This is a genomic window from Micromonospora sp. IBHARD004 (assembly GCF_052814115.1).
Window position 1 is genome coordinate 2176370 of the sequence record NZ_CP199934.1, and the last position, 25653, is coordinate 2202022.

The window sequence follows — 25653 nt, forward strand, 5'->3', positions numbered from 1 at the left end:
CCTTGATACCGAGATTCTGCGTCTTTGCGTTGGACTACAACGGATCCGGCGTGTTGCCGCACCGAAGCGCGATCGGTTACCGAGCACCTGTCGTTACGCGGAATGGCCCAATCATTCGCTGCGTGCGGTCTCCGGTCCGGTGATGCGCTCCAGCAACGGCAGGGTGGAGGCGATGATGGCGAGGCAGGCGGCCAGGCCGACGATGACGATCGCGTAGAACCCGACGCCCGGCGCGGTGAGCGTGTAGTCCATCTGCGCCTTGAGGAACAGCTGTGCGGCGAGGAAGCCCATGCCGATCGCGACCACGGCGACGGCGAGCATCGGTACGGCGCTTTCCAGGGCGACCACGCGGCGCAGGACCCGCACCTGCGCGCCGCTGAGTCGCAGCAGGCTGAACGGGCGCTTGCGTTCGCTCAGTCCGCCGACCACGCTGACCGCGAGGCTGCAGCCGGCGAGTGCGAGGCTGGCGACGATGATGACATTGGCCAGCTGTTTCCAGCCGCGCAGCGTGTTGGCGAAGTCCGACTCGAAGTCGCCGGGCACGTTCGGGGCCACCCAGAATTCCGTCGGGTAGGCAACCTCGAGGACGGTGCGCGAGCGTTCCAGCGCGGCGACCGAAGCGTCGGTTCCGACGACGATCGACGCCACCGGCAACCGCTGGAGGTCGCCGACCGTGACGGATGCGGCGGGCCAGACCCTCGTGGACGATGCCGGTTGCTCGAAGGGCATGAGGCTCATCGGCACCTCGGCAACGGTGGCGCCGTCGGCGCACCGGCCGTACGCCGCCGGGAGATCGGTGCACGCGACCACCCACCCATCGCTGCCGCGGACCGGGTTCTCGCGGACCACCGTCGCGCTGCGCACGCCGGGGATCGCGCGCAGGTCGGTCAGCACCGTGTCGGGCACCGACGGCGGGTTCTCGGTGAAGACGGTGGACATCGTGCCGGCGCCGATCGATCCGATCGGCGCCGGGCCGCGGTTGGCGACGATCGTGGTGATCACGCCGACGGCCACGCTCGTGACGAAGAGGGCGAGCATGATCCCGCTGATCGCCCGGAAGCCGGCCTTCGGGTTGTCGGCGAGGCGCCGCGCGGCGATGAGCGTGGCGGGCCGGCTGGCGCGCCGCGCCATGACCCGGGCGCCGATCATGGTCAGCCAGGGACCGGCGAGGATCAGGCCGGTCATGATCAGCAGCAACCCGGGCAGGAAGATGGCGGTCTGGCCGTCCGACGTGGGGGGCCGGTAGACCAGGGCGAATGCCAGCACGGCGACGCCGAGCACGAGCGGGATCAGCCGGTACGCGCGTGGGGGGCGGGGGGTGACCCGCCGGGTGACGCCGAGCGGGGAGATCCGAACGCGCCGGAGCGAGACCCGCGCCGCCAGCGCCGCGCCGGCCGGAACGCCGAGCGCGACCACCAGGACGTCCAGCGGTCTGAGGAACATGTCACTGGTGAAGAACCGCATGCCGGTGAAGGGGATGTTCGCGAGCCAACCGCGGAACGCGAAGAACAGGATGAAGCCGATCGCGGTACCGGCGACGGCCGCCGCGGCCGCCTCGACTGCCGCGATCAGCGAGATCTGTTTCGGTGTCGCGCCGACCAGGCGCATCGCGGCGAACCGCTGCTCCCGGCGGGCGGCGCTGAGCCGGGTGGCGGTGCCGATGAAGATCAGTACGGGGAACAGCAGTCCGCCGGCGATCACGCCCAGGATCAGGTCCACCACGGTCTCGGGGAGTGCCGGAGTGTTGTCGCCGATGCTGGAGATCTGCCGTGCCCGAGGCAGCTTCGCGACCGTGTCGGGTGTTCCGCCGACGATGACGAGCAGGGTGTCCGGCGATGCCAGCGCCGCCCGACCGATCGAGCCGAGGTCACGTCCGGGGTAGCGGTTGGCGAGCTGGTCGGCCGGGTTGGCGGCCAGCAGCTTCCGCAACGACGGCGAGGCGTAGTACTCGCCCGGCCCCGGCGTCTTCGGAATGCCGATCGGGGTGGGTGCATGCGGTCCGGTCGCGGCGACGTCGATGCGGATGATCTGGGTGCCGTGGAAGTAGTCCTCCCGCGTCGACCACCACAGCGGGTCGGCGTGGCCGCCCGACGTCTGCATGGGGTACATCGAGGCGTACCGGGTGAGCTGGGTGTTGACGGCGTTGACCCCGGCGAGGGTGGCCAGCAGCAGCCCGGCGCCGATCGCGACGGCGGCGGCGATGATGACGAGGCGGGTGAGCGCCTCCCGGCCGCCGGCCAGGGCGAGGCGTAGCCCGAAGCCGATCATGACGCGATCCTCTCCGGCAGGTTCACGCGTCCGTCGCGGACGATGACCTCGCGATCGGCGTACGCGGCGACCCGTGGCTCGTGGGTGACCAGGATGACGGTGGTGCCCTGCTCGCGGGCCGCGGCGACCAACAGGTTCATCACCTGCTCGCCGGTGAGCGAGTCGAGCGCCCCGGTCGGCTCGTCGGCGAAGAGGACCTCCGGCTCGGCGACCAGGCCGCGGGCCAGGGCCACGCGCTGGGCCTGCCCCCCGGACAGCTCTCCCGAGCGTCGCTGCTCCATGCCGTCCAGGCCGAGCCGCTCGAACCAGCCGTACGCCTTGCGCAGCGCCTCCGTCCGGCGGACCCCGCTGAGCAGCAGGGGCAGGGCGACGTTCTCCGCCGCGGTGAGCTCGGGGACGAGTTGTCCGAACTGGAACACGAACCCGAAGCGGTCCCGGCGCAGGCTGCTGCGCTCGGTCTCGGTCATGGCGTCGACCCGGCGGCCGTCGAACAGGATCTCGCCGGAGTCGGGCACCAGGATGCCGGCCAGGCAGTGCAGCAGCGTCGACTTACCCGAGCCGCTGGGCCCCATGATGGCGAGGATCTCGCCCGCGTCCACGGCGATGCTCGCGCCCCGCAGCGCGGGGGTCTCGCCGAACGAGAACGTCACGCTCCGCGCTTCGATCACGATGGTCATGGCCGCACCGCTTTCCTCAGGGCGTCCAGCCGGGCGCCGGTCATCTCGATCCACCGGAGGTCCGCCTCTAGGTGGTACAGGCCGTGGTCGGCGAGCAGCGCGTCGACGAGGCCGCCGGTGCGCTTGATCTCGGTGAGCTCGCGCATCCGCTGCAGGTGTGCGCTGCGCTGCGTGTCGAGGTATTCGTCGGCAGGACGGTCCAGCATCAGCGCGAGCACGACCTTGGCGAAGAGCACGGTCTGCAGGTGCGGCTCCGGCTCGACCGGCTCGGTCAGCCAGTGGTCGACCTCGGTCGCGCCCAGGTCGGTGATGATGTAACGCTTCCGGTCGGGTCCGGCGCCGGGGCCGATCTCGCTGATCACCACCTTGCCGTCCCGGGCCAGGCGGCTGAGGGTCGCGTAGACCTGCCCGTACGGCAGCGGCTTGCCGCGTCCGAAGTAGGCGTCGTAGTCGCGCTTCAGGTCGTACCCGTGACTGGGCTCGCGATCGAGCAGGCCGAGAAGGGTGAGGGGAACGCTCATGCCAGCAGACTACACCGAAGGTATACGCCGCGTATATACCCTCGGATTATTTGCAGTCGCCCGCTGCCACGCCACCGCCATGACCGGTGGCGGAGCCTCCGCAGGCGCCTGGGTGAGTGACGGACTCGAAAATCGCTACGTGCGTGGGAAGGTGGTATGTCGACGAGACGTACGTCAGGGTCAACGGGGCATGGCGGTATGTGTACCGGGCGGTCGACCAGTACGGGCAGGTCATCGACGTTCTGGTCTCGGCCCGCCGTGACGCCGGCGCCGCCCGGCGGTTCTTCCGACGCGCGCTGTCGACGTTGAAGGTGACCCCAGCGAAGTCGTCACCGACGCAGCGCCGGTCTACCCCGCCGTGGTCGACCAGTTGGTCCCGTCCGCGTGGCACCACGTCGAGCAATACGCCAATAATCCGATCGAGGCTGATCGCAGCCAGCTCAAGCACCGGTTGAGACCGATGCGCCGTATACGGACCGACAAGACAGCACAGGTCATCATCGCCGGACACGCGTTCATGCAGAACCTCCGCCGCGGACACTACGAACTCGCCGTCGACGCGTCGCCGGCAACGCGGGTGGCCGCGGCGTTCGCCGACCTCGCCCTGGCGATCTGACTCCGGACCGACACGGGCCGGTCAATCGTCCACGCAATCGCATCGTTGAGCGGATGGTCACGCGCTCCGATTTGGGTCAGGCTGGAGACCGAGTCGGTCCCGTGCGGGCGTCGGACCTCGGCAACGTGTACCCGGGACACGGGCTTACGCAAGCTCACTAGTGGTTCACACCGTCCTGAGGAGCCGGTGATGATCAAGCGACTGTTTACGTTCGCCGCTGTCGCGCTCGCGGCGACGGTGCCGATCCCATCCCTCTGCGCACACGCCGATGACACCGGAAGCGGGCAACCGACCTTGCTCGGTCGCGCCGTGCTGCCGGTCGAGACGTACGCCCCCGGCCCGCCCTCCGGGATCCTCTTGCCTCCCGGGACCGTCAACGGGATCACACTCCCGCTGCCTTCGCAGCCGGTCGAGGGGTTCTCGGCGATCGTCGCTGGCCGACACCCGGGGGAATACCTCGCCATGCCAGACAACGGGTTCGGCGCCAAGGCGAACTCGAGGGACTTCCTCATCCGCGCCTACTACATCCGGCCGGACTTCAAGACCGCCAAGGATGGAAGCGGCGAGGTCGCCGTCGATCTGAACGAGTTCATTCAGTTCCGTGACCCCGACGGTCTGATCGGCTTCACGATCGTCAACGAGGGGACGACCGAACGGTCGTTGACCGGCGGCGACATCGATCCTGAGTCCCTGCAGCGTGGCGCTGATGGGGACCTGTGGGTCGGCGACGAGTTCGGCCCGTGGGTGCTGCACTTCGACGCCACCGGCAAACTGCTCGACCCGCCCTTCGCGGCTCCGGGCGGCCTGCGGTCGCCCAACAACCCCCACCTCGGCGGTGCGGCGGCAACCCAGCCCAACAGCCGCGGCTTCGAGGCCATGGCCATCAGCCCGGACGGCCAGTACCTGTACCCGGCGTTGGAGGGGGCGACGGTGGCCGAACTCGGCACCACGCGGCGCCACGTCTTCGAGTTCAGCGTCCGCGACGAGGCCTTCACGGGACGGGTCTGGCTGTACCAGACCGAGCAGCCCGGCTACTTCGTGTCAGACATGGCTGCCCTCGACCGGCACCACCTCGCGGTGATCGAGCGCGACGGCGGTCTCGGGCTGAACGCGCTGTTCCGGAAGGTGTACCTCATCAACCTCACCGATACCGCTGCAGGCGGGTCCCTCGTGAAGACGACGACCGTCGACCTGGTGGCCGTGCCCGACCCGGACCTGGTTTCCCTGCCCCCCGTCCACAACGGCGACGTGGGACTCGGCGACCCGTACCGCGTGACGTGCGAGTCGATCGAGGCCATCCATCAGATTGCCGGCAACCGGTTGCTGCTCGGCTGTGACAACAATTTCCCTAACACGGGCCGCAACCCCGGCCGCGCGGACGACAGCGAGTTCATCGTCGTGAAGGTGCCCGGCCTCCGCGGCGAGTAGAGAGAGCAGAGCCTCGCAGGACCTCCGGCGGGCAGGCCGGATACTGCTGGGACGGTGACCGTCCCGGAAGCGCCACCTCGCGTTCTACTGCTGGGCCCCGGGCAGGCCGACGGTATCTGGGCGGAATCGGGACGCGTCGACGAACCGATCTTCGCCTGCCTGCTGCCCGGTGCGCGTAGGGAGGCGCTGGCTGGTCTTCGCCTCTACGCCCCGCACCTGGTGCCGGCCGGTGCCGAGTGACGCAGGTAGAACTGGTCCCCGCCGCGGTTCCGGGAACTGGCCACCAACCTGGGGCCGCTGAACCTCTGGCCGGTTTCAGTCGACGCGCAGGCTCACCAGCGCGCCGGTCAGCTCCTGTTCGGCGTACTGGCGGGGGTCCCGGTCGGCGACCATGACCAGGTAGGCGTCCTGCCCGGTCGGCACCCCGCGGACGGAGAACCAGAATCGACAGGTGCCGTCAGTGAGCGCGCGCGGGTCGGTCAGCCTCCCAACGGCCAACCCGCCTGTGGTCGTGATGAGCACCGGAGCACCGTCGGTGACGTCGGCGTGGGCGTCGGTGCCGGCGCAGCCGCCGTGGCCGTCCCTGGTGAAGGATGCGCCGTCGCCGAGCATCACTGCGCCGGAGACCACGAAGGTACCGGTGGTCGGCCGGCTCGTCGCGGCGCGGGTGCGCGGTCCGCTGTTGTTGAGGAACATGGTGAGGGCGAGTCCGAGCCCCGCAGCGGCGCCGGCCCACATCCAGACCGGGCGCCGTGAGGTCGGCTCCGGGTGCAACGGCTGCATGGGATCCCCTGCGCGGTCAGGCCCGTCGGTGTCCGGCGGGACGGTCAGGGGGAGTGTCGTCGAAGATCCGTTTATCTTCGCAACCCCCCAGACCACCGTGACGCGCAGCGCCGCCAGCAGACGGCGGCCCCCCCTCGACCGGCGGAGCCCTTTGCCGCCGGTAACCGGCCGCCGAGCGCACCCGCCGGAGTCAGCCGGACACGCACGGCCCACGATGTCCTAACCGCTGACAAGCGGCGCAACATCCACGCGCTGACCCGGCAACACCAGCGTGGCGCGCTCACTGACGCCGAGTTTGCCGCGGAACTGGCGAAGGTCGACGGCGTCGACTAGGTCGACGCCATGCCCCAGTGCCCGGATGTCTTGCGCCATCCGCCCGACGTCAAGGCCGCTACCGCGTCGCCTGCCGCGGTGGCCTGCGCGGCTGTCGCATGCAACTGATGCGGAGCCAGCCACGGGAATCGGGGGAGCAGGTGGGGAGCAGCCGGGTGCACTGAACGGCGGTGGATTGCACGCAACGGCGCCCAACTGCACTCAACTGCATCGGCCCCTACCTGCGGGTTTCCGTTTCTGCAGGTGAGAGTGGGTGCAGCATCCTGCTTCACACCGAAGCGCGCTCAACGGCACTGAGCGGACTTCTACGGTCCTCAATGTCCGCTGCTAGGGGAGTATCTGCAGGTCACAGCGGTAAGGAGTTCCGACCGGCCGGCACCTTGCAAATGGGTGCAGATTGGGAGCACCTCGCCGAAGTGGTCACCGCGTCCAAAGTGTTCACCCAGACCCGATGGCCGATGGTGCCTTGACCAGCGACGATGCGAGCAGTCTGGCGGCTGTGACCTCCCAGAGAAGACCGAAGTGGTCACAGTGCCGTCGCTGCCAACCCCCTTGCGCCGGCGGTCCCGTCGACCGCACGGACCGACCGACAGGCAGGCAGGTTGATCGATGTCCGACCCTGCGTGGCATCGCCCAAGCGCCGACAAGTGTCCCGCTTATTGAGACTCCGATCCCACCGGGAGCGCGTTGACCAGGACTTTCTGCGTGGTGAACTCTCGGCGGATCCGAAGGCGTCTGCGTCCGTGGGCCGCGCTGATCGGCCAGCAATATCCTCCAATGCCGAGAGTCCGGCGATGGGGTCACCAGCTCGATTCGGTTACCTCCCATGGTTACGCGCGTTGTTGATGGCCGCGCGAAGTTGCAGCCAGGCCGGATCTGAGGCGGTTGCGGTGATCACTTGCGCCAAGCCGTCCGGTTTCCAGGTCCGCAGCAGCCGCGACAGCACCGCCAGCACCACCCGGTCGGCCGGTTGCAGGTCGGGGCGGGTCACCTGGCGGCGCAGCACCGCCATCTGATGGCGGAGCACCAGGATCTCCACACCCTTGGCCCCACCGTCGCGGGCGATCTGGGGCAACATCTGCAGGATCTGGCGAAGCAGCCGGTACAGCAACGACGCGCTCATGGCCACGAGCAAGACGGCTGCGCAGGGCTCGAGCTCTCACAGAACCGCACTTCAGACGCCGAACCGAGTATCCGAGCCCCAGAGGCCCAGGCCCGGCTCGCCAGTCAACCGGCCGTGGTCGCCGCGCTGGCCGACCTGGCCGCGCTGGCCCGCGAGGCGGTCGCCGACGTGCGGCGGGTTGTGCGAGGGCTACGCCGGTGTTGGCGAGCACGGGGTTCCCCGGCCACCGGTGATTAAGTCAGATCTTGAATTAAGCATCGACCAAAGTTAGGCTCCGCAGACGGGGAGGCCTGATCATCCCCCGCACCCCCGACGCGAGAACCACCACCACCCGCGGCTGCGGATTCACCGGCACCGGCAGTCGGCGCCGGATCCTGTCGCGTGGACACTTCCCTCGACATCTGGAGGCGCCGTGAGGCAATCCATCACCGCGACACTCGCCGTCGTATCGACAACCGTCACTGTGCTGGCAGCGGCGCCGCCGGCGACGGCCGACTCTGGCTCGTTCGTGACCGGGACGTACTCCACCGGCGCCGAGCGCCAGTGGCAGCAGTTGCCCACCGTTCGGGTCGGCAATGACAAGGGCACGGCCGCCGACGCCACCGTTGTCGTCGACCCCAGCCAGACGCGTCAGCGCTACCGCGGCGTCGGCTTTTCCCTGGACGAGACGAGCGTGTCCAACCTGTGGAAGCTCGACCCGGCGAAGCGGGAGGAGGCCATCCGGCTGCTCGTCGACCCGAAGACCGGGGCGGGCCTCGATCGGTTCCGCGTGACGATCGGCAGCCCCGACGTCATCGAGCACCTGCCGTTCTGGTCCGAGGACGACCTGCCTGCGGGCGTCACCGAAGACTTCGACCTGAAGTACTTCTCCATCCAGCGCGACATCGACCTGCACATCATCGACACCATCAAGTTGATCCAGCGCTACAACCCGCACGCCACCTTCTTCGCGTCCGCGTGGAGCGCCCCGGCCTGGATGAAGACGAACAACCGGTTCACCGGTGAGGTCGCGCTCCGACCGGGCAGCACGACGAGCTACTACCAGGTCGGCAAGCTGCGCGATGACTGCATCGACGTCTTCGCCCGCTACTACGTCAAGTTCGTCCGGGCATACGCGGAGCAGGGCATCAGAATCGGTGGGCTGACGCTGCTGAACGAGCCCGGCATGGACGTCGTCTACCCGGCGATGGACATCAGTGTGGAGCAGCAGCAGAAGCTGGCCATCGCGATCAAGCGCGAGTTCGCCGCGGCCAACCTGGACACCCAGCTCTACGTGCACGACTTCAACTTCTGGGACTGGCGCGACCCGAACAGCGCTGAGACGAAGAACTACTACCGCATCTTCGAGGACGCACCGGATGGCTCGGTGACCGGAGCGCAGGTCCGCGCGGCAGCCGACGCCATTGCCTTCCACCCTTACTGGGGCGACCCGACCGTCATGCGCGACGCGTACGAGCAGTACGGTAAGCCCGTCGAGATGACCGAGACGGGCAGCGTCTCCCCGGACACCCTCCTGAGCTACTTCCGCCTGGACGCCAGCTCGTACATCATGTGGGCGCAGGCCACTGACCAGGACGGTGGGATACTGCACTGGACGCCCGCGCGCGACAACAACGTCGACTGGGCGGAAATCGGCCGGACCACGAAGTGGCCCAACCGCCTGGTCACCGTCAACACCACGACCCGTGACTTCACCGTCCGCGACGAGCTGTACCAGTTGGGGCAGTTCGCGCGGTACCTCAGCCCGGACGACGTACGCCTGGAGTCGAGCGCCCCGGCGAACGGCATCAGCAACGTGGTCTACCGGGACAAGGCCGACAACATCGTCGCCGTCATCAGCAACAGCAACGATGTTGACACCAAGGTGCGCGTGGTGCTCGCCGGCCAGTCCTTCGTCGAGACCGTGCCGGCGCACTCGTTCGCCACGTTCCAGTGGAAGGGGGACCTGCCGAAGACGAAGGGGAATCATGCCCCGGTGCTGGACAACATGGCCGATGTGATCGTCGACCAGTACAGCACCGTGCAGGTGCCGCTGACGGCGACCGACGCCGATGGCGATCCGCTCGCCTTCTACGCTACCGATCTGCCGGACGGCGTCAGCATCGACGGCACCACCGCGCTCGTGACGATCCACCCCACCGTGGCCGGTGAGCAGGACCTGACCTTCGTCGTCACCGACGGCCAGGCGAGCGACACGGTGACCGTCCACCTGACCGTGCGGCCGCACGGTGCGCCCATCGGCGAGAAGGTCGAGGCCGAGTCGTACGTCGAGCAGCACGGCTGGGTCGAGGGCGGCTGCTGCTTCGTCGAGAGCAACCCGGCCGCCAGCGGCGGGCAGAACATCGGCTGGACGGCTGCCGGCAACTGGCTGACGTACCGCGTCGAGGTCGGGCAGGCCGGAACGTACGACCTTGAGCTGCGCGTCGCCAACGGCACGGGTGCCGTGGCGGCCAACGCGCTGTCGTTCCGTGACGCGAGCGGCCAGGTGCTGGCGACCGCGTCGGTGCCGGACACGGGCGGCTGGGGCGCCTACCAGTCGGTGCACGTGCCGGTCGTCCTGGCGGCGGGCGATCAACTGGTCACGGTGTACTGCGAGACGGGCGGGTTCAACCTCGACTACTTCCGCCTCACATAGGTCGGTCACGACACGTGCACGCGGCCAGGTCGAGCCTCCCCGTCGCTCGACCTGGCCGCACCCCCCGACTACCTGGCCGGGCCGGTGACCGTGGTGGCGGCGATCGTACCCCCGGAATTGTTCCCTTCCACCGCGACCGGTTCCCGGCCTTCAGGTCCTTCAGCGCCCCGTCCTGGGCGACCTTGAAGGCGGTGTCAGGTAGGCAGACGCGCGGACGACCTTAAGTGGTCGACCGCACGACTGGGGTGGTTCAAGAAATCGCCGAGCCACCAGGTGTTTGACGCCCGCCGGTACGGGCAGTGGGCGCGACTAGGGAAGCAAGCGTGGCCGGGGCGTCACCGGTGAGCAGGGCAATGTTCCGGCGCAGGCGAGTCGGCGCAGATGCGCCTACGATGGGCTTCCGGCGGAAGCGTCACCACCTCAGGGACGCAGATCGACTCCATCCTGGCCCCCTGCAACACTGGCGGCCTGGGCTTCCTGGCCGTGCTGCTCGCGCACGTCGTGTTCGGAGTCAACGTCACCATCACCGTTGGCGTCTCGGCTGTCCGCAACACCGGCACCGGCAACCTCTCGTCCTTCGGATCCTCCGCGCAGATCAACAAGATCCTGGTCGACGGTGTGTGATGGCGATCGAAGGCGTCGATTACGCCGGTGACCGACGGAGCGCCGGCCGAGTCGGTCCGCAAGGTCCTCGCGGCGTTCGGCGTGTAGCGCGGCACGCCCGCGGCGGCTGGGGCGCGCAGCTCCACGGGTGACCCGACGGCTCGACAGGCAGAGAGGGGCCCGGCAGCTGAAGCTGCCGGGCCCCTGCGTGTTTCGTGCCTGCCGAGGTCAGCCCACCGTGATGAAGGTGACGTTGGTGGCGCCGGCGTAGGAGATCACACCGAAGTACCGCTTGGCCGGGTCGAGACCCGTCCAGGTCGCGGTCAGCGTTACCGGTACGCCGGCGGTAACCGGGCTGTCACTGACATTCAGGTTGCCCGCGGCGCTGTTCGCCACCACCCAGTTGCTGAGGGCGTACGAGGTCGAGCCGCCGGGCGTTGCGAACCCGTTGACGTAGACGTCGTACGTGCCCGGAGCCGGTGCCGTCAGTGTCACCCGCTCGTCCGACGAGCCGGAGGCCGACAGGGCCACGAGCGTGCCCGCCTTGTAGACGAACAGGTCGAGGTCGGCCGTCTTGTCGTTGGAGACAAGGTCGAACCGGGCCGCCTTGTTATCGTTCGGAACCGTCACGTGGTAGACCTTCGTGCCGGCACCCAAAACCGGGTTGTTGGTGTCGAAGGGTCCGGTCGTGACACTGTCGGCGACCGGCGTCACCCCGGCCATCCCGGCGACAGATGTGCCCAGCGCCGGGGCCGTGGAGCCGGGCGTGACGGCGAAGGTCGTCGACCCGGCCGTGATCGCCCCGGTCACCTCGCTCGGCGCCCTCACAGCCACGGGCCGCAGCGCGATTGGGCTCCGCGCGCTGTGGGTTCCGTCCGACCACGTCAAATTGCCGGTGGCATACGCGCCCAGCGGAGCCGTGGTCCGGCTGAACGTCACCGTGAAGGTCTGCGTCGCGTTCGGTGCCAGCGTGAACCTGGACGGCGACACCACGGTGGTGAAGCCGGGGACGCTCGCCGTGGCGGTGTAGGTCGCCGTCGTGGAGCCGACGTTCCTCACCGTGCGTGTCACCGTCTGGACGCCGGCCAGCCCGCCGATCGCGATCGACGCCTGGTTCAGGTCCGTGCCGGAGACCGGCGGAAGGGTGTCGAACGGCGGCGCGAACTGGACACCGAGACTGACCATGTAGCTGCGGTAGTCGTTCGGACCCGCCGGGTACACCAGTCCGGGATCGGCCGCACGATTCGGGTTCACGAATCCGGCGCCCTGGGCGAACGGGCTCGTCGTCGTCTTGGTGTCGATCGCCGACGTCATGAGCGCGGACTTGATCTCAGACGGCAGCCAGCCGGGGTGCAGCTGCTTCATGAGCGCGCCGATGCCCGCGATATGCGGCGAGGACATCGAGGTGCCCGAGTAGAAGTCCCAGTCCCGGCCGTGGTTGCTCGGCGGCGCCACCGCGGCGACGACATCGTTGCCGGGTGCGGCAATGTCAGGCTTGAGGATGTCGCCACCCGTGGTCGTCGACGGTCCCCGCGAAGAGAAGTCGGTGACATCAGGCACGTCCGGCGCCGCCGCGAGCTCCGCCGGGCTCAGGTCCACGATGCTCGCGGTCGCGCCCGCCGTGTCAGCGTAGGTCTTGACGGCGGCACCATCGACGTTGTTCAGGTGGACCGACGGGATCGGGTGGTAGTCGCCGTTGAGCGAGTTCGCGCTGGTGTTCACCAGTACCATACCGACGCCGCCTGCGCGCTTGACCTCGAAGCTCTTGTCAATACGATCGTTGCCACCCCGGTCACAGACCACCACCTTGCCGGTCACCTTCACCGGGTCGAGGGTGCGGTCGAAGCAGAGCTTGGCGTCGTTGTCGCTCGCACCGGCCAGTTTCCCGCTCAGTGCGGTGATCAGCGGCGCTGGTGTCGTCAGCGCCGGGGTGGTCGAAGCGCCCACGTACCGCGCCCCGTTGCCGAGCGCAACCACTCGGTACGCCTTCCGGAAGGTGGCGGCCGCGACAGTGGTGACCCACGGCGCGGGGTGGTCCAGGGTGCTCGCACCCGGTCCGCTGTTGCCGGCCGAGTTGGCCACGAAGACACCGACGTTGGACGCCGCCCGGAACGCCTGCGCCACCGAGTCGAGCACCGACGACTCGGACGAGCCACCGATGGAGTAGTTGAGCACGTCGACACCGTCGAGGACGGCGTCGTTGACCGCGGCGACGCTGTCGGAGTTGAAGCATCCGGCCTGCACGCCCGGCGCGCCCTCCCAGCACACCTTGTACATCGCGATGGAGGCGGCCGGAGCCATGCCCGACGCGGTGCCGATCTGCTTGCCGTCGATGGTCACCGTGACGCCGGCGTTGCCGGCGGCCGTCGAGGAGGTGTGCGAACCGTGGCCGGACCCGTCGCGCGGCGACAGGAAGTCCTCGTTGGCGATGTTCTGCTTGCCGAATCCCTCGACGTAGTACCGCGCGCCGACCAACTTGTTGCCGCACAGCGACACTGCGAAGTTTTCACCGGCGACGCACGCGCCATGCCAGTTCTTCGGCCGTGGGTTGACCTTCTCGTTGGCGAAGGAGGGATTCTCGGGCCAGATGCCGCTGTCGATGACGCCGACGACGATGCCGGCGCCGGCGTTGGCCTGACCGCCCGCCTGCGACCACACGCCGCCCGCGGCGCTGAGGCCGAGGAACTCCGGAGAGACCGTGGTGTCGAGGTGCGACACCTGGTCGCGCTCGAGCCCGACGATCCCCGGGGTCTTCGCGAGCGCGGTTGCCTGGGCCTTGGTGAGGTTGGCGGCGACGCCGTTGTTCGTGATCGTGTAGTCGTAGATCTTGGTCGCGCCGACCTTGGCCAGTGCCACGTTGTGCTTACCCGTCAGATGCGCGCGCCACGCCTTCACCGCCGACGAATCGGGGTCGAGCTTGTCGCCCGCCTTGGGCTTGGTGGCCTTGAAGCCGGAGTTGTAGCCCTCGTAGCTGCCGACGGGGTCATCGGCGAACGTAACGATGTAGCGGCCGTCGGTGTAGCCGCTCGAATTGCCTGGCGACGACGCCGCATCGGACGTGGTCGCGACAGCGATGCTGCCCGCGATGGCGACAATTGGGATCACGGCCAAACTTGCTCGCCGTAATCCCCTCGACCTGAAGATCATTCTGCTTCTCCTCAGCGGGGGTGATGCCCGGGTCAGGGCACATCGGCATCATGACCAAGGAGGCGATCGCTGTCTATCAGACGCTCCGCCCGCAAGCGCTGAGGCTGCAACGAAAACGGACATTATCGATATAATCGGCGCGACGCCAGAGGTGATCGAGCGCCGAGTCGGATTTGCTTCAGATATCTGAACGATGCAATTCGCCGTCTTTGGGCACGCTGGGCGGGCCTGTACCGCTCGGAAACCCGGTTCTGGTCTCTGAGGTGCGGTTCCTGATGGAGATCGCGACCCGGCGGGTACATATCCTCGGGGGCCACCACGAACCCGGCGGGGGAGTGGGTTACCCAGCAGGCGCGGAGCCTGTTGATGGACCTCGGTGACCGCGTCGCCAGTTCAGGTTCTTGATCCGGGATCGTGACAGCAAGTACACCGCTGCGTTCTTCACCACGGAGGGCATCGAGATCCTGCGTACCCCGCCGAGGGCACCGCGGGCGAACCCGTACGCGGAACGATGGGTACGCACGGTCCGCCGTGAGTGCCTCGACTGGATGCTGATCTACAACCAACGCCACCTACTGGGCAACCTCGGCGAGTACGTGACGCACTACAACGACCACCGACCTCACCAAGGACGACGCCAACACCCACCCAACCCCACCGACGTACCGCCCTCACCGGTCGCCGACCTGACCGCAGCACGAGTTCGCCGCCGGAAGATCCTCAACGGACTGATCAACGAATACGCCCAGGTGGCGTAGCTGTAACCGACTTTCCGAGCGGTACAGGCAGCAGTTTGCGGTTGCGCAGCTCAAAACCTCATCAGTGAGCCACTCCCGGTAACGGCCGGTTGCGGTCTGTGGTCATGCGCCGTGCGGCAGTGTGGTGAAGCAGCACCAGCGGGACCCGTCAGCGGGTGATCCGCCGGGGCCGGCCGGGCGGGCCGCCCGGCTTCGGCCGGTAGGTGGGTAGCCCGATGGCGATGGCGAGCATGCAGGCCGCTCGGGTGTCGAACGCATCCGAGATGTCCTGGTCGCAGAAGGTCAGGCCGGTGCCGCCATGACCGAGGGTGAAGGCGGCCAGTTGCAGGCGGCCGGCGGCCACCCCCGCCTCGAACTGGGCGACCCGGTACCCGCGCTCGCCGTACCCGCCGAGCACCTGGTCGAGATCGGCGCAGGCGAAGTCGGTGTACGCCGAGTCGCCGCCGAGCGGCTGGTCGAGGCAGAGCCCCTGGCTCAGCGCCCGCACCTTGGGCTCCGGCGCCGGCCGGCGCAGCTGCGGCGGGCCGTCGACCTGCTGGTACAGGCCCGGCTCCGTGCCGCGCACCGCGTGGACCGCGACCTCGTGGGAGAGCAGGGTGGTCCCGGTCGGGATTGCGTCGGCGGGGACCGCTCGGGTCGCTGCAGCCATCGCCCAGTGCAGCAGCTCGGCGGGGGCGAGTTGGCGGCGCATGCGCCGGGTGGAGCCGCGGCGCAGGATGACCGACTCGATCGGCTCGCTGCCGGCCGCAACCGGCGCATCGACGGTGTCGGTGGCGCGGGGAAGACCCGCGACGGCGGCCGCGCGCCAGCCGGTCACGTCGTCGCCCGTGGTGAGCTCGCCGGCCTGCTGCACCCGGATGACCAGCGGGAAGTCGACCGGCGCGGGGGAGAGCGGCGTCGGCGGGAACGGCGGCGGAGGTAGCTCGACCGGTTCGGCGGCGGCGGTCGCGGTGGGCCGGCCGCAGGTGATCACCGCCACCGGGAACTCCGTCACGCCGTCGACGCCGAGCAGGCGAGACACGGCGGCGTCGACGAAGCCTAGCCGTACCCGCGCCGGTAGCCCGTGGCCTTCGGCGACGGCGAGCAGATTCGCCAGCATTGTCCCGGCGTCCCAGTAGACGTGCCGCCAGCCCCGTTCGGCGTACTTCCACGCGGTGCGCCACGGGAGGCCGGTGACGACGAGGGCGAGCGGGCTGGCCGCGACGTCTGGGTCGGCGGTGGCGTCGGCCAGCGCCCGGCGGTGGTCCCCGGCCGCGAGTGCCTCCAGGCCGAACACCTCCGGTGCGAAGTGGTACAGCCCGGCGTCGAGCCCGGCCACCTCGCTGGCCACCGCGTACATCTCAAGGGGGTGGAGATTGCCGGCGGAGGGGGCGGCCCGGAACCAGAGGTTGTCTCCGGCGGTTCGGGTGACGCCGGCCGAGTAGAACAGCAGCCGGGCGAGGAGTTCGCCGTCGATGGTCGGGTCGCTCGGCGGTACCCGTCCGGACAGGGTCACCGTGGCCGGCGCCCCGGTTGGCGGCAGGTCGCGGGGGAGGGAGTGCACCGGCGCCCCGAGGTGGCGTTTGAAGGGCTGGGGACGGTTGCTCGGGTCCATCGGGACGAACCCCGGGACACCCGGCGGCCGGCCGCCGCGACACTGGTTCGTCTGGTGGTGGTAGAGCCGGGCCACCTCGCCGGTGCGCATCCGCCGCGCATACCCGCCGGCGCCCGGCGTATGCCCGAACGAGCGCGGTGCCGGGCGCGGCAGCCGTCCGCGGCCCGCACCCGCCGCGCAGCCGTCTTATTTCGGTGCTGTCGCCGGGCGCTGCGGCAGGCACACCTCCCAGCCGGAGGTGGTGAGGTTCGGCACCGGAATCCGGTGGCAGTCCTTGGCCCAGTCGGGCGGGGCGGAGCCCTTGACCAGGAGGGCGAAGCGTCCGGTCGCCGCGGCCTGCCGCAGCTGCGCGGTGCTCGCGTTGCGGTTGTATCCCCGGTCTTCCAGCGCCCGGCAGCCCGCATAGTAGGCGATCGGGATGGCCTCGTGGCCGGAGATCACGCACGGCGGTCGCACCCCTTGCGACTGCAGGGTCTGGACGAGGCGGGTCCAGTCGCCGCGGCCGCGGACCTGCTCCGCCACGACGTGGTGCAGGATGCCGGCCTGGATGGCGAGGTGGCCGGCGAAGCCCAGCGCAATAACGGCGGCGACGACCCGCCGCCACTGGCCGACGGCCGTGGAGAACAATGCGGCGAGCCCCGGGGCGGCGCAGACCAGAGCAACGGCGTACGTCGGCAGCAGGAACCGGGGGGCGGAGTATCCGATCAGGAACAGATAGGGGAAGGCCATGGCGACGGCGACCACGAATGGCAGCCATGCCGTCCGTGCCATGCCCGCCCGGTGGGCCGCCCGGACAGCCAGTGGCATCAGCACCGCCAGCGCCAGCCACCACAGCACCGCCGGCCACCGCACGGGGCTGCCGCACGGGCGGCACAGGATCGGCCCGTCCAGGGTGCTGATCACGTGCCCGAGGGAGAACTGCGGCTTCGCGCCGCCCTGCACGTGACCGGCCTGACGGATGCGCTCCAAGAGCCCGCCGTAGCGCAGCTCGGCCTCGACCGCCCACGGTGCGCCGCCCAGCACGAGGCCTGCGACCACTGCGGCGGTCAGCCGCCACCGCCGGAACGCGGGCACCGCGGCGAGGGCGGCGACGAGCCCGAGGTACGCCCCGGGCCGGGCTGGCTCGGCCGCGGCCAGCAGGAAACACCCGACCGCCGCCACCGTCGCCATCGCCGTGTAGTGGTTGGGCATTGCGGCGTTCGCGTAGAACAGGGCGGTCCAGAGGCTCGCGTACAGCCCGGCGGCTATCGCGGCGGTGCCGGGCCACCGGGACACCCGCGACCACACCCAGAACGCCAGCCCGAGCGACGCCGCCGCGGTGACGGTGAGGAACAGGCGGAGCACGACGGTGGAATCGAGCCAGGACGCCACCGGCCACACCAGCAGGGTCACGCCCCGGGCGCGCGGTGCGCTCATGAACGCCGGCGGCGCATGTTTGCCGTGCTGGCTCACATAGACGACCTCGTCCCAGCCGAGGTCGAGACTGGCCGGCACCGCGACCAGCGACACGGCGGCGAAGATCACGCACACTGCGACCAGGGGTCGCGCGCCGGATCGGGATGTCACGGATGGCGAGAGCACCGAGACCTCGCTAGTGCTCTGACCACAAACGTTGGCCGGGTTGGTCGGGGTTGGGGAAAGTGTCGTACTGGTGGTGTTGGCTTCGGTTCGTGCCTCGTCGTCGGGATCCCGCCGCCCCGCGGGTCGTGCACCGCACCGCACGCGTCGCGTTGCGGGTGACGCCCGGCCAGCGGCGCCGGTGTTTCGGGCTGCTGCGCTCCGCCGGTGACCTGTGGGCGTGCGTGTTGGAGGTGAACGCGTGGCGGCGCCGCCGCCGGGACGTACCGCTGTCCGGTTATCAGGAGTTGTGCCGGGAGTTGGCGGCGTCGGGGCCGGGCACGTTCGCGGAACTGGATTCGGTTGGGGCCCGGTCGGTGTTGCGCCGGTTCTCCGATGCGTGGTTCGCGGCGGCGAAACGCCGCAAGGGCGGTGACCTGTCGGCCCGGTTCCCGCGTCGTCGGCGGGGGTTGGTGCCGGTGCGCTGGTATCACGGCACGTTCACCCTCGACGGGCGCCGCGTCCGGATCCCGACCGCCAGGGGCAGTGCGCCGTTGTGGGTGCGCCTGGCGCGGGAGGTGCCGTATCCGGCCGAGCAGGTCCGGTCGGTCACGTTGCTGTGTGAGGGTGGCCAGCTGTTCCTCGACGTCACCGCCGAGGTGCCGGTGGCGGTCTACCCGCCGGGTGAGGGACCGGACTCCGGCAGGGTGGCCGGGGTGGATCTCGGGATTATCCACCCCTACGCGGTGGCCGGCCCCGACGGGGAGGCACTGCTGGTGTCCGGGCGGGCGATCCGCGCCGAACACCGCATGCACCTGGCCGACACCAAGGGCCGCCGCCGCGCCGTGGAGCGGCGGGCGCCGAAACCTGGTCAGAAGGGGTCGCGGCGGTGGCGGCAGTACCGCCGCCGGGCACGCCTGGTGGAGGGCCGGCACCGGCGCAGGGTACGTCAGGCCCAGCACGAAGCCGCCCGCAGCGTCGTCTCGTGGGCGGTGCGGCAGCGGGTCGGTGTGCTGCACGTGGGCGACCCCCGCGGGGTGCTGAATCTGCCGGCGGGGCGGCGGCACAACCTGCGGTTGCGGCAGTGGCAGATCGGCCGGCTCCTGCAGATCCTCACCGACAAAGCCACCCTCGCCGGTATCACCGTCCGGCTGGTCGACGAACGCGGCACCTCGTCGACCTGCCCCGCCTGCCGCAAACGTGTACCGAAACCTCGTGGGCGGACCCTGTCCTGCCCGCACTGCGGATTCTCCGGCCACCGTCACCTGGTCGCGGCGGCCAGCATCGCCACCCGCACCCCGGGCGGCGGATCCACCACCCCGACAGCGATTGTGCTGCCGCAGGTGGTCACGCACCGTCGAGCCGGCCGGCACCTACCCGGCGCCGGCCGGTCCCGACGTGACCCCCGCCGCCCACCCGGGCCGGCGCGAGGATCAGTTGGCCCGCGGAGGCCCGCCCCACCACCCGGTGGGGAGTCGCTCGCCCCCAAGGCGAGGATCCACAACACCCACCGCAAACCCGGTGAACGTTAGTGGACACCGCACTAGACGAGTCACGCCAGGCCGCGCCCAGCCAGGAGGGTGGGGATTGTGCGAGCAGCCCTCACCTTAGTAGAAAGCCGAACCTATCGGGTCTTCTTCGCGAATCCGGCTATCGGTCAGACCTTGATCCGTCTGTAACTCGGTGATCTGCTCGGGGAAGCGGATGCCGAGCGGCAAGACCGGGCGGCCTGATCGGCAGCAGTGGCGCGGCCTGTACAGGCTCATGTAGCAGAGAGTGTGGCCGAATGCTTTGCCTGACGGTGTGGCCGAAGCTATAGCCAGATGGCGGTCTCGACGGTTGAGGATGGGCCGATCGGCCGGCCAGGCCGGTGGCTCGGGGGCCAGAGGGCCTGGGTAGTTTCCCTGTCATGAGTGAGGACACCTTCCGCTCGGTGGAGATCGAGCGCACCAGCGCGGGGAAGTACGTCGTGCGGAATGTCCGCGGCGGGTCGATGTCGGTGGGCACGGGCGAGGATGCCAGCTTTACGCCGGTGGAGCTGCTTCTGGCTGCCATCGGCGGCTGCACTGCGATAGACGTGGACCACATCACCAGCCGCCGCGCCGAGCCGACCCAGTTCTCCGTCGAAGTCACTGGCGACAAGATCCGGGACGAGGCGGGAGGAAACCGGATGCAGAACCTCAGGGTCGAGTTCACCGTGACGTTCCCGGTGGGCGCGGACGGCGACAGGGCGCGCGAGGCGCTGCCCCGGTCGCTGCAGCAGTCGCACGAACGGCTCTGCACCGTCTCCCGTACCGTCGAACTTGGCACTCCCGTCTCGATCGTCGAGGCTGCCGGTTCCACCGGGGACTGAGGGGGGTCTCCGGGCGTCACCCGGGGTTTACGGGCGGCGAGGCGTTCGATCACCCCGCGGGCGAAATGCTGGTGCTTCTCGATGTGCCGCAACCCCACCCTTGACCGGCCCCGCTCCTTCATGGATGACGTGGCGGGTCGGGCGGCGGCCCGCTCCTCAGGAGGGCGGGTCGACGGCAGACAGTGAGGATGGCGAAGATGACCAAGCTGAGGACTCCACCAGGCCCGGGCGATTACCGGCCACCCACAGGGCCATTGGAATGCCACCTTCGATCTGCTAGTTAGGGCGCGTCTCATTTGGTGAGGCGGCGGTAGCAGATCAGGGTGCTGGCGATGGTGGCGAAGGCTTCGAAGTGATCGCCCTTGCGGTCATAGCGGCGAACGAGGCGCCGGTAGCGCATCAGCCAGGACATGCAGGCTTCAACGACCCAGCGGTGCCGGCCCAGACGCGTGGAGGACTCGATGCCCTTACGGGCGATGCGTACCTTGATGCCCCGTCGCCGGACCTCGCGGCGCAGCTCGCGGGCGTCGTACGCCTTGTCGGCGTGCAACTTGTCTGGCCGCCACCGGCGGCGCCCGTTGGGTGTGCGGATCGCCGGGACGCTGTCGAGCATCGGGAGCAGCAGTTGGCTGTCGTGGACGTTCGCGGCGGTGGCCAGCACAGCCAGGGGCAGCCCGTTGCGGTCGCAGATGACGTGGAGTTTGCTGCCTGGTTTGCCGCGGTCGACCGGGTTTGGGCCCGTCAGATCGCCCCCTTTTCCGCCCGCACACTGATCGAGTCGACCACCGCCCTCGACCAGTCGATCCGCCGGTCGGCGCCGAGCCGGTCCAGGGTCGCCTCGTGCAGCCGGAGCCACAAACCGGCCGCGGTCCACTCGGTGAACCTGCGGTGCGCGGTGGCCCTGGTGACACCGAACGACGCCTCCGGCAGCTTCCACCAGGAACAACCCGCCTGGGTCACGTACACGATCGCGGCCAGCACCGCCCGGTCATCCACCCGCCGGCGACCACCACCCTGCCGACGAACCGGCGCGGGCGGGATCAACGGCGCCGCTATCTCCCAGAGATCATCCGGCGCCCAGGTGCGGATCATGGCCTCGTCCACGGGAGCAGATCATGCCCCCAGGCCAACGACCATCCAAATGAGACGCGCCCTTAGTCCATGGGTGGCAGTTTCACCTTGCTCAGCTCGTAGGATGGGCGTCGCGCCGCACGCTCCGCCTCCGCTCGCGCCTCCTGCCGGTGTTCGAACACCCGGCGCAGGTCGTAGACGGCGGCGAAGGGTCCGAGCACACCCAGGAGAAGGAACCAGAGCCCCACCTTGTATTCGCCTTCGATGGGGTTCACCCAGAGCAGTCCGACGCCCGCGCCAAGTCCCACCACGGGCATGATCATCGTGCCGATGACCTTGATACCGCGGGCGACGCCGGAGCGGATCGCGAGAACGCCGGTAGGTATCGCGAACACCCCGGCAAAGAGCATGCCGCCAACGATGACGAGAAACACCGGATAACTGACTGACATTCGCGACAGTGTAGCCAGCATCCGTGCCCTATCCGTGCCCCATCGATGACGGCGGACAGCGGTCGGCGCATGGCTGTCTGGGGCATCCAGCAGGCACGAGACGCTGTCAAATGTTGTCGACCAGTGACCAGCCATGGCAGCCTGCGACACCGTGTGATCAGGCGTCGAGCATCGTTCCCGCTGGTGGGTCGATCGGGGCTCTTAGTTCCGCTTCAACATCTGACGGTCTCGCTTGCTCAGCCCTGCAGCCGGTGCGCCCAGTAGATCTGGTCGTCGGATCCGATGCACACCATGGCCAGGAGCAGGTCCGGGATCACGACCGGCGCGGTGGTGACGGCAGCCTGTCGTTGAGGCTGAGGCTGCTCCTGGGTCGGCGGGAACGTCGCGACGAAGGTCAGGGGTGACGCTTCCTGGTCGTCCACCCAGATGACGCTGCCCTCGCTGAGCCACGTGTCCTCCCCGGACTTCTTGTCGCCCATGCCTTTCAACCATGGGTAGCGCTGGGCGATCTTGTTCTGTATCCAGCTGCTCCCGACCGTGGCCGGGTCCGGGAGGTCCCGAACCCTGGTGCGACTATGCCGGACCTCGATGATCGCAGGCAGGCGATTCGAGCGCTTGTCGACAAGGACGACCATGAGCGAGCCCTGCAGCGGTTCGGGTGGGGGGCGGCACGAGACTCGACCGAGCACCACCTGAACCTTTGGCTCTAACGATGCCGCGTAGTACACGGGTTGGCCGAGTTCCTCCCGGGACTTCGCGCCGGAGGGGTCCAGGGTTCAAGTCCCTGGCGGCCCACTCTTCACCGTCGCTGAGCTGCGACAACGCCGCGAAGAGATCATCGGGCACCTGGCCCCGGTACTGACAGTTGGGGCGGCGCGAGCGGCGGTGGCATTTTTTGGCGAGATTGGCGTTGCCACGTCGGACCTCAGCATTATGGTCGGTGAATGATCAATGGTGCTCATGTGATCATCTACAGCCGCGACCCGGAGGCGGACCGCGCCTTCTTCCGGGACACGCTCGGCTACCACCACGTCGACGCCGGCCATGGCTGGCTCATCTTCGAGCTCCCGCCGGCCGAGCTCGCCTTGCACCCGACCGAGGGCGAGCCGGCCCACGAACTCTTCCTCATGTGCGACGACGTCGCGGCGACCATGGCCGACCTGGCCGCGAAGGGCGTCGAGTTCACGATCCCGGTCACCGAGGAGCGGTGGGGGCTGCGCACTGCGCTGCGGCTGCCCGGTGGCGGCGAACTCGGTCTCTACGAGCCGCGCCACCCGGTCGCAATCTGACGCGCCGGCTTGTCATACGGATGAAGAGCGCACCTTCCAAACTGAGGGTGTGAGCGCCGCCAGCTAGGGACCGGCCGTGCCCGGATGACCTCGGACGACACCCGATCCGACCGGCTCGCCGAGAGTTCACACCGAAGTGGTCAGGCTGTGCTGCTTTCTGCCTCGTTGGTGCCGACTGTCGTCTCGAGTCCCACGGCACCGACCAAGACCGGCCTTGCTATGGGCCCGCGAGCTGAGACTCGGCTCCCACCGGCAATGCCCTGACCAGGGCCTCGAGCGCGGTGAGCTCTCTGCCAGCCCGAAGAGGACTGCAGCTATTGGGTCGTGGCTGCTCCGATGTTCAGCGGCAGGGAGGCGGAGCCGGTGATGAAGTCACTTGTTGCGCTCTTTGTGCCGCCGTTCCCCGCCGTTGGTTGCCTCGTCAATCCCGATCGATAGACGTAGCGGTAGGTAGCTCCTGTTTGCGAGCGCGGCGACCCTGTCCCCTGGTGGGCTCGCCGCCCGCTCCCGCTGCCCTACATCTACATCGGAAGGAAACTGATGGGATTCGTTCACATGCTGGCCGCGCCGATCGCCGCCGCGACCGCGCTTGCCGGCCTGGCCGTGCCGGCCCAGGCGCAGTCCGCACCGGGCAACACCACCGGGGTTCCACACGCCGCCGTCCGCCGCGACCACCCGGACGTGCGGGTTCCCGTGGTCGTGCGGACTCCGGGCGAGGCCGTCGTCGACCTGGACGTGGCAGCCCCGGGCACCGACTGGTCGACTGCGGGCGCCGAGTCGGCGGTCGTCTCCATCTCGCTCGATGACCGGTACATCACCGATCTCGTCGCGTCCGGTGACCAGCCGCTGCACCGGCAGCTCGCGCTTGGGCACCTCGGTGCCGGAGTGCACCAGCTGCGCCTGCACTTTGCGGCGGAGCGCTCCGCAGCCGCAAGCACGTCCGTCCTGCTGGACGGCCTGCGCCTATCCACGTACGCGCCGGACACCTCGGAATACCTTGTGCTCCGGTACGCGCCGGTGGTCTACGGCCGCAACCTCGCGGCTCTCGGCAGCCCCTACCAGAACGGGACCACCGACACGCCGCTCATCGCCTGGCACGAGATCGCGCCGGCCGCTACCGCGGGTCACAAGCTGCTCACGTACTCGGTCGTGTGGAGCAACGAGGACGGCGGGACCAACTCGCCCGCGCTGATGGCCCGCTGGGGTCGTACGACGGACGTCGAGTGGATCTATTCGGTGGAGGTCGATGAAAGCGGCAACCGGGTCGCGGGCAGCGACATCTACCAGGCGCCGAACCACCAGACGCTGCACTTCTCGGGCCGGTACGAGGGCGACCACGCCCTCCTGCAGACCTGCACCTCGAACAACAACATGTGCGACGTCGTAGACGACCCGATGCGGTTCTTCTTGTCGACCCTGCAGAGCCTGCCCACCGGCAAGGCGCGCGAGTACCTCATGGACACGAATCCCTGGACGTACCAGATCATGGCCAAGGAGATGCTCCGCGAGGGCAAGATCGAGCCGGCCTCAACCGCGGCGGCACTCACGCCGAACGTGAGCGACCAGCGCAACTACCTGTACGCCGTGGTCGACAAGACCACTCTGCCGGCCAACTCGGGGTCGAACTGGGTCGGGGCTTCGCTCGGCGTACGCCTCGTCAACGGCCAGACCGTCTACCTGTCGCACCACGTCGACCCCACCTGGTCGATCCAGCGCGACATCCCGGCGGCCACCACCGTCGAACTGCCCGCGGGCACCACGACCGACGACATCGCCGAGGTGAGTGTCCACCGGGTCGTGGTCGGTGCCGACAACGGCGCGGCAGTGCACGTGACCGGAATCCAGCGTGGCTTCTTCCTGGGCCAGGACTACCTGCCCCAGGCGTCCTTCCTAACCTGGAACGGCGATGTTGTCCTCGATCCGACCACCACGTCTCAGGTGATCTGGCGGCGCTGAGCCGAGCTTTCCCGGGGGCGTCGGCCGGTGGCCGGCGCCCCCGCCCGGGTGCAATCGAGTGGGATGTGCTCGGCCCGACCAGCCGTTCCACCAGCGGCTCCTTGCCGCGCCAGCCCGCTGGCTGTCATCAACCAGGACGGCCCATCCATGATGCATGGACAAGCGCGAGCCGGATCAGCGTCCATCGACCTCAGCAGTCTCGGCCGTACTTGGGCGGAATCGGATTGCGAGGGGGGGGGGTACCTGCTCGTCGGGCGTTCTCCTTGCACCAAACGGCGCTCAACTGCATCGAACGGCGCTCAACTGGCCGCAACGGCACCGGCTCCCACCTGCGGCCTCACGTTTACACAGGTCAGAGCCGGTGCGGCGTCCTGCTTCACACCGAAGTGGTGCGGCCTCACCTCTCTCCCGTCACCAGTCGACCCGTAGCAAACCCGACCGCTGTCTCTGAGCCCGGGAACCGATCATCGAAAGGGGATCGAGAGCGCG

The 25653-nt window shown here is 69.0% G+C and carries 21 protein-coding genes and 1 pseudogene; 10 read left to right on the forward strand and 12 right to left on the reverse strand.

Going from position 1 to position 25653, the window contains the following annotated elements; all coding sequences use genetic code 11:
• Positions 1–111: 111 nt before the first annotated feature.
• The 3 genes from ACTWO6_RS10650 to ACTWO6_RS10660 are packed head-to-tail and all read right to left on the reverse strand — an operon-like array spanning position 112 to position 3466.
• Entirely contained in the window at positions 112–2268 is a 2157-nt protein-coding gene (locus ACTWO6_RS10650; protein ID WP_446219459.1) for an FtsX-like permease family protein, read from the reverse strand.
• The gene (locus tag ACTWO6_RS10655) at positions 2265–2945 is read right to left on the reverse strand and encodes an ABC transporter ATP-binding protein (protein WP_446219460.1); all 681 of its coding nucleotides are present in this window, start codon (positions 2943–2945) and stop codon (positions 2265–2267) included. Before ACTWO6_RS10655 ends, ACTWO6_RS10650 begins: the two co-directional genes overlap by 4 nt.
• A complete protein-coding gene (locus tag ACTWO6_RS10660) occupies positions 2942–3466 on the reverse strand; it encodes a PadR family transcriptional regulator (RefSeq protein ID WP_130332589.1) in 525 nt (174 codons plus the stop codon). The genes ACTWO6_RS10655 and ACTWO6_RS10660 overlap by 4 nt, the downstream gene beginning before the upstream one ends.
• Before the next feature lie 149 nt (positions 3467–3615).
• Between ACTWO6_RS10660 and ACTWO6_RS10665 the strand changes: the two are divergent.
• The 3 genes and pseudogenes from ACTWO6_RS10665 to ACTWO6_RS10675 all read left to right on the forward strand — a co-directional run.
• Positions 3616–4082 (forward strand): annotated as a pseudogene (locus tag ACTWO6_RS10665) (DDE-type integrase/transposase/recombinase); the annotation flags it as partial.
• A 189-nt stretch (positions 4083–4271) separates the two neighbouring features.
• Positions 4272–5510 carry an esterase-like activity of phytase family protein gene (locus ACTWO6_RS10670; RefSeq protein WP_446219461.1) on the forward strand — a complete coding sequence of 413 codons (1239 nt, stop codon included), beginning with the start codon at positions 4272–4274 and terminating at the stop codon, positions 5508–5510.
• A 54-nt stretch (positions 5511–5564) separates the two neighbouring features.
• Entirely contained in the window at positions 5565–5750 is a 186-nt protein-coding gene (locus tag ACTWO6_RS10675; protein ID WP_446219462.1) for a hypothetical protein, read from the forward strand.
• A gap of 75 nt (positions 5751–5825) precedes the next feature.
• Here ACTWO6_RS10675 and ACTWO6_RS10680 read toward each other — a convergent pair whose 3' ends face one another.
• The 3 genes from ACTWO6_RS10680 to ACTWO6_RS10690 form a co-directional block, all read right to left on the reverse strand.
• A complete protein-coding gene (locus ACTWO6_RS10680; protein WP_446219463.1) occupies positions 5826–6293 on the reverse strand; it encodes a hypothetical protein in 468 nt (155 codons plus the stop codon).
• A gap of 219 nt (positions 6294–6512) precedes the next feature.
• Positions 6513–6665, reverse strand: a complete 153-nt coding sequence (locus ACTWO6_RS10685; RefSeq protein WP_446219464.1) for a hypothetical protein — start codon at positions 6663–6665, stop codon at positions 6513–6515.
• Positions 6666–7443: 778 nt separating this feature from the next.
• The gene (locus tag ACTWO6_RS10690; protein WP_446219465.1) at positions 7444–7749 is read right to left on the reverse strand and encodes a hypothetical protein; all 306 of its coding nucleotides are present in this window, start codon (positions 7747–7749) and stop codon (positions 7444–7446) included.
• 508 nt (positions 7750–8257) lie between these two features.
• Here ACTWO6_RS10690 and ACTWO6_RS10695 point away from each other — a divergent pair.
• Together ACTWO6_RS10695 and ACTWO6_RS10700 are read left to right on the forward strand one after the other, a co-directional pair.
• A complete protein-coding gene (locus ACTWO6_RS10695; protein ID WP_446219466.1) occupies positions 8258–10384 on the forward strand; it encodes a carbohydrate-binding protein in 2127 nt (708 codons plus the stop codon).
• A 381-nt stretch (positions 10385–10765) separates the two neighbouring features.
• Positions 10766–11008, forward strand: coding sequence for a hypothetical protein (locus tag ACTWO6_RS10700; RefSeq protein ID WP_446219467.1), 243 nt, complete (start codon positions 10766–10768; stop codon positions 11006–11008).
• A gap of 207 nt (positions 11009–11215) precedes the next feature.
• Here the strand turns inward: ACTWO6_RS10700 and ACTWO6_RS10705 are convergent, their stop codons facing one another.
• Positions 11216–14092, reverse strand: coding sequence for a S8 family serine peptidase (locus ACTWO6_RS10705; RefSeq protein WP_446219468.1), 2877 nt, complete (start codon positions 14090–14092; stop codon positions 11216–11218).
• 443 nt (positions 14093–14535) lie between these two features.
• Here ACTWO6_RS10705 and ACTWO6_RS10710 point away from each other — a divergent pair, with 443 nt between their 5' ends.
• On the forward strand, positions 14536–14892 hold the full coding sequence (locus tag ACTWO6_RS10710) for an integrase core domain-containing protein (RefSeq protein ID WP_446219469.1): 357 nt from the start codon (positions 14536–14538) through the stop codon (positions 14890–14892).
• A gap of 148 nt (positions 14893–15040) precedes the next feature.
• On the opposite strand, the gene ACTWO6_RS10715 is transcribed toward ACTWO6_RS10710, so the two are convergent.
• Positions 15041–16576 (reverse strand): SagB family peptide dehydrogenase, encoded by a 1536-nt coding sequence (locus ACTWO6_RS10715; RefSeq protein ID WP_446219470.1) that lies wholly within the window; start codon positions 16574–16576, stop codon positions 15041–15043.
• A 96-nt stretch (positions 16577–16672) separates the two neighbouring features.
• Positions 16673–18010, reverse strand: coding sequence for a hypothetical protein (locus ACTWO6_RS10720; RefSeq protein ID WP_446219471.1), 1338 nt, complete (start codon positions 18008–18010; stop codon positions 16673–16675).
• Positions 18011–18156: 146 nt separating this feature from the next.
• Here ACTWO6_RS10720 and ACTWO6_RS10725 point away from each other — a divergent pair, with 146 nt between their 5' ends.
• Together ACTWO6_RS10725 and ACTWO6_RS10730 are read left to right on the forward strand one after the other, a co-directional pair.
• Positions 18157–19575 carry an RNA-guided endonuclease InsQ/TnpB family protein gene (locus ACTWO6_RS10725; protein ID WP_446219472.1) on the forward strand — a complete coding sequence of 473 codons (1419 nt, stop codon included), beginning with the start codon at positions 18157–18159 and terminating at the stop codon, positions 19573–19575.
• A 377-nt stretch (positions 19576–19952) separates the two neighbouring features.
• Positions 19953–20396, forward strand: a complete 444-nt coding sequence (locus tag ACTWO6_RS10730) for an OsmC family protein (RefSeq protein ID WP_446219473.1) — start codon at positions 19953–19955, stop codon at positions 20394–20396.
• A gap of 292 nt (positions 20397–20688) precedes the next feature.
• On the opposite strand, the gene ACTWO6_RS10735 is transcribed toward ACTWO6_RS10730, so the two are convergent.
• From ACTWO6_RS10735 to ACTWO6_RS10745, 3 genes are all read right to left on the reverse strand, one after another.
• A protein-coding gene (locus ACTWO6_RS10735; RefSeq protein WP_446220622.1) for an IS5 family transposase occupies positions 20689–21488 on the reverse strand; the annotation gives its coding sequence in 2 pieces (ribosomal slippage) (positions 20689–21155 and positions 21155–21488; 801 coding nt in all).
• A gap of 62 nt (positions 21489–21550) precedes the next feature.
• Complete coding sequence (locus ACTWO6_RS10740; RefSeq protein ID WP_446219474.1) at positions 21551–21919, reverse strand: hypothetical protein; 369 nt, start codon at positions 21917–21919, stop codon at positions 21551–21553.
• Positions 21920–22155: 236 nt separating this feature from the next.
• Positions 22156–22554, reverse strand: coding sequence for a hypothetical protein (locus ACTWO6_RS10745; RefSeq protein ID WP_446219475.1), 399 nt, complete (start codon positions 22552–22554; stop codon positions 22156–22158).
• 309 nt (positions 22555–22863) lie between these two features.
• On the opposite strand from ACTWO6_RS10745, the gene ACTWO6_RS10750 reads away from it, so the two are divergent.
• Both ACTWO6_RS10750 and ACTWO6_RS10755 read left to right on the forward strand, forming a co-directional pair.
• The gene (locus ACTWO6_RS10750; RefSeq protein ID WP_446219476.1) at positions 22864–23208 is read left to right on the forward strand and encodes a VOC family protein; all 345 of its coding nucleotides are present in this window, start codon (positions 22864–22866) and stop codon (positions 23206–23208) included.
• Between the two features lie 540 nt (positions 23209–23748).
• On the forward strand, positions 23749–25164 hold the full coding sequence (locus tag ACTWO6_RS10755) for a hypothetical protein (protein ID WP_446219477.1): 1416 nt from the start codon (positions 23749–23751) through the stop codon (positions 25162–25164).
• Positions 25165–25653: the final 489 nt, after the last annotated feature.

Excerpts from the sequence above, each read along its gene's own strand:
- ACTWO6_RS10650 (WP_446219459.1), bottom strand. The coding sequence starts at position 2,268 with ATGATCGGCTTCGGGCTACGCCTCGCCCTGGCCGGCGGCCGGGAGGCG.
- ACTWO6_RS10655 (WP_446219460.1), bottom strand. The coding sequence starts at position 2,945 with ATGACCATCGTGATCGAAGCGCGGAGCGTGACGTTCTCGTTCGGCGAG.
- ACTWO6_RS10660 (WP_130332589.1), bottom strand. The coding sequence starts at position 3,466 with ATGAGCGTTCCCCTCACCCTTCTCGGCCTGCTCGATCGCGAGCCCAGT.
- ACTWO6_RS10670 (WP_446219461.1), top strand. The coding sequence starts at position 4,272 with ATGATCAAGCGACTGTTTACGTTCGCCGCTGTCGCGCTCGCGGCGACG.
- ACTWO6_RS10680 (WP_446219463.1), bottom strand. The coding sequence starts at position 6,293 with ATGCAGCCGTTGCACCCGGAGCCGACCTCACGGCGCCCGGTCTGGATG.
- ACTWO6_RS10685 (WP_446219464.1), bottom strand. The coding sequence starts at position 6,665 with ATGGCGCAAGACATCCGGGCACTGGGGCATGGCGTCGACCTAGTCGAC.
- ACTWO6_RS10690 (WP_446219465.1), bottom strand. The coding sequence starts at position 7,749 with ATGAGCGCGTCGTTGCTGTACCGGCTGCTTCGCCAGATCCTGCAGATG.
- ACTWO6_RS10700 (WP_446219467.1), top strand. The coding sequence starts at position 10,766 with ATGCGCCTACGATGGGCTTCCGGCGGAAGCGTCACCACCTCAGGGACG.
- ACTWO6_RS10715 (WP_446219470.1), bottom strand. The coding sequence starts at position 16,576 with ATGCGCACCGGCGAGGTGGCCCGGCTCTACCACCACCAGACGAACCAG.
- ACTWO6_RS10730 (WP_446219473.1), top strand. The coding sequence starts at position 19,953 with ATGAGTGAGGACACCTTCCGCTCGGTGGAGATCGAGCGCACCAGCGCG.
- ACTWO6_RS10740 (WP_446219474.1), bottom strand. The coding sequence starts at position 21,919 with ATGTCAGTCAGTTATCCGGTGTTTCTCGTCATCGTTGGCGGCATGCTC.
- ACTWO6_RS10745 (WP_446219475.1), bottom strand. The coding sequence starts at position 22,554 with ATGGTCGTCCTTGTCGACAAGCGCTCGAATCGCCTGCCTGCGATCATC.
- ACTWO6_RS10750 (WP_446219476.1), top strand. The coding sequence starts at position 22,864 with ATGATCAATGGTGCTCATGTGATCATCTACAGCCGCGACCCGGAGGCG.
- ACTWO6_RS10755 (WP_446219477.1), top strand. The coding sequence starts at position 23,749 with ATGGGATTCGTTCACATGCTGGCCGCGCCGATCGCCGCCGCGACCGCG.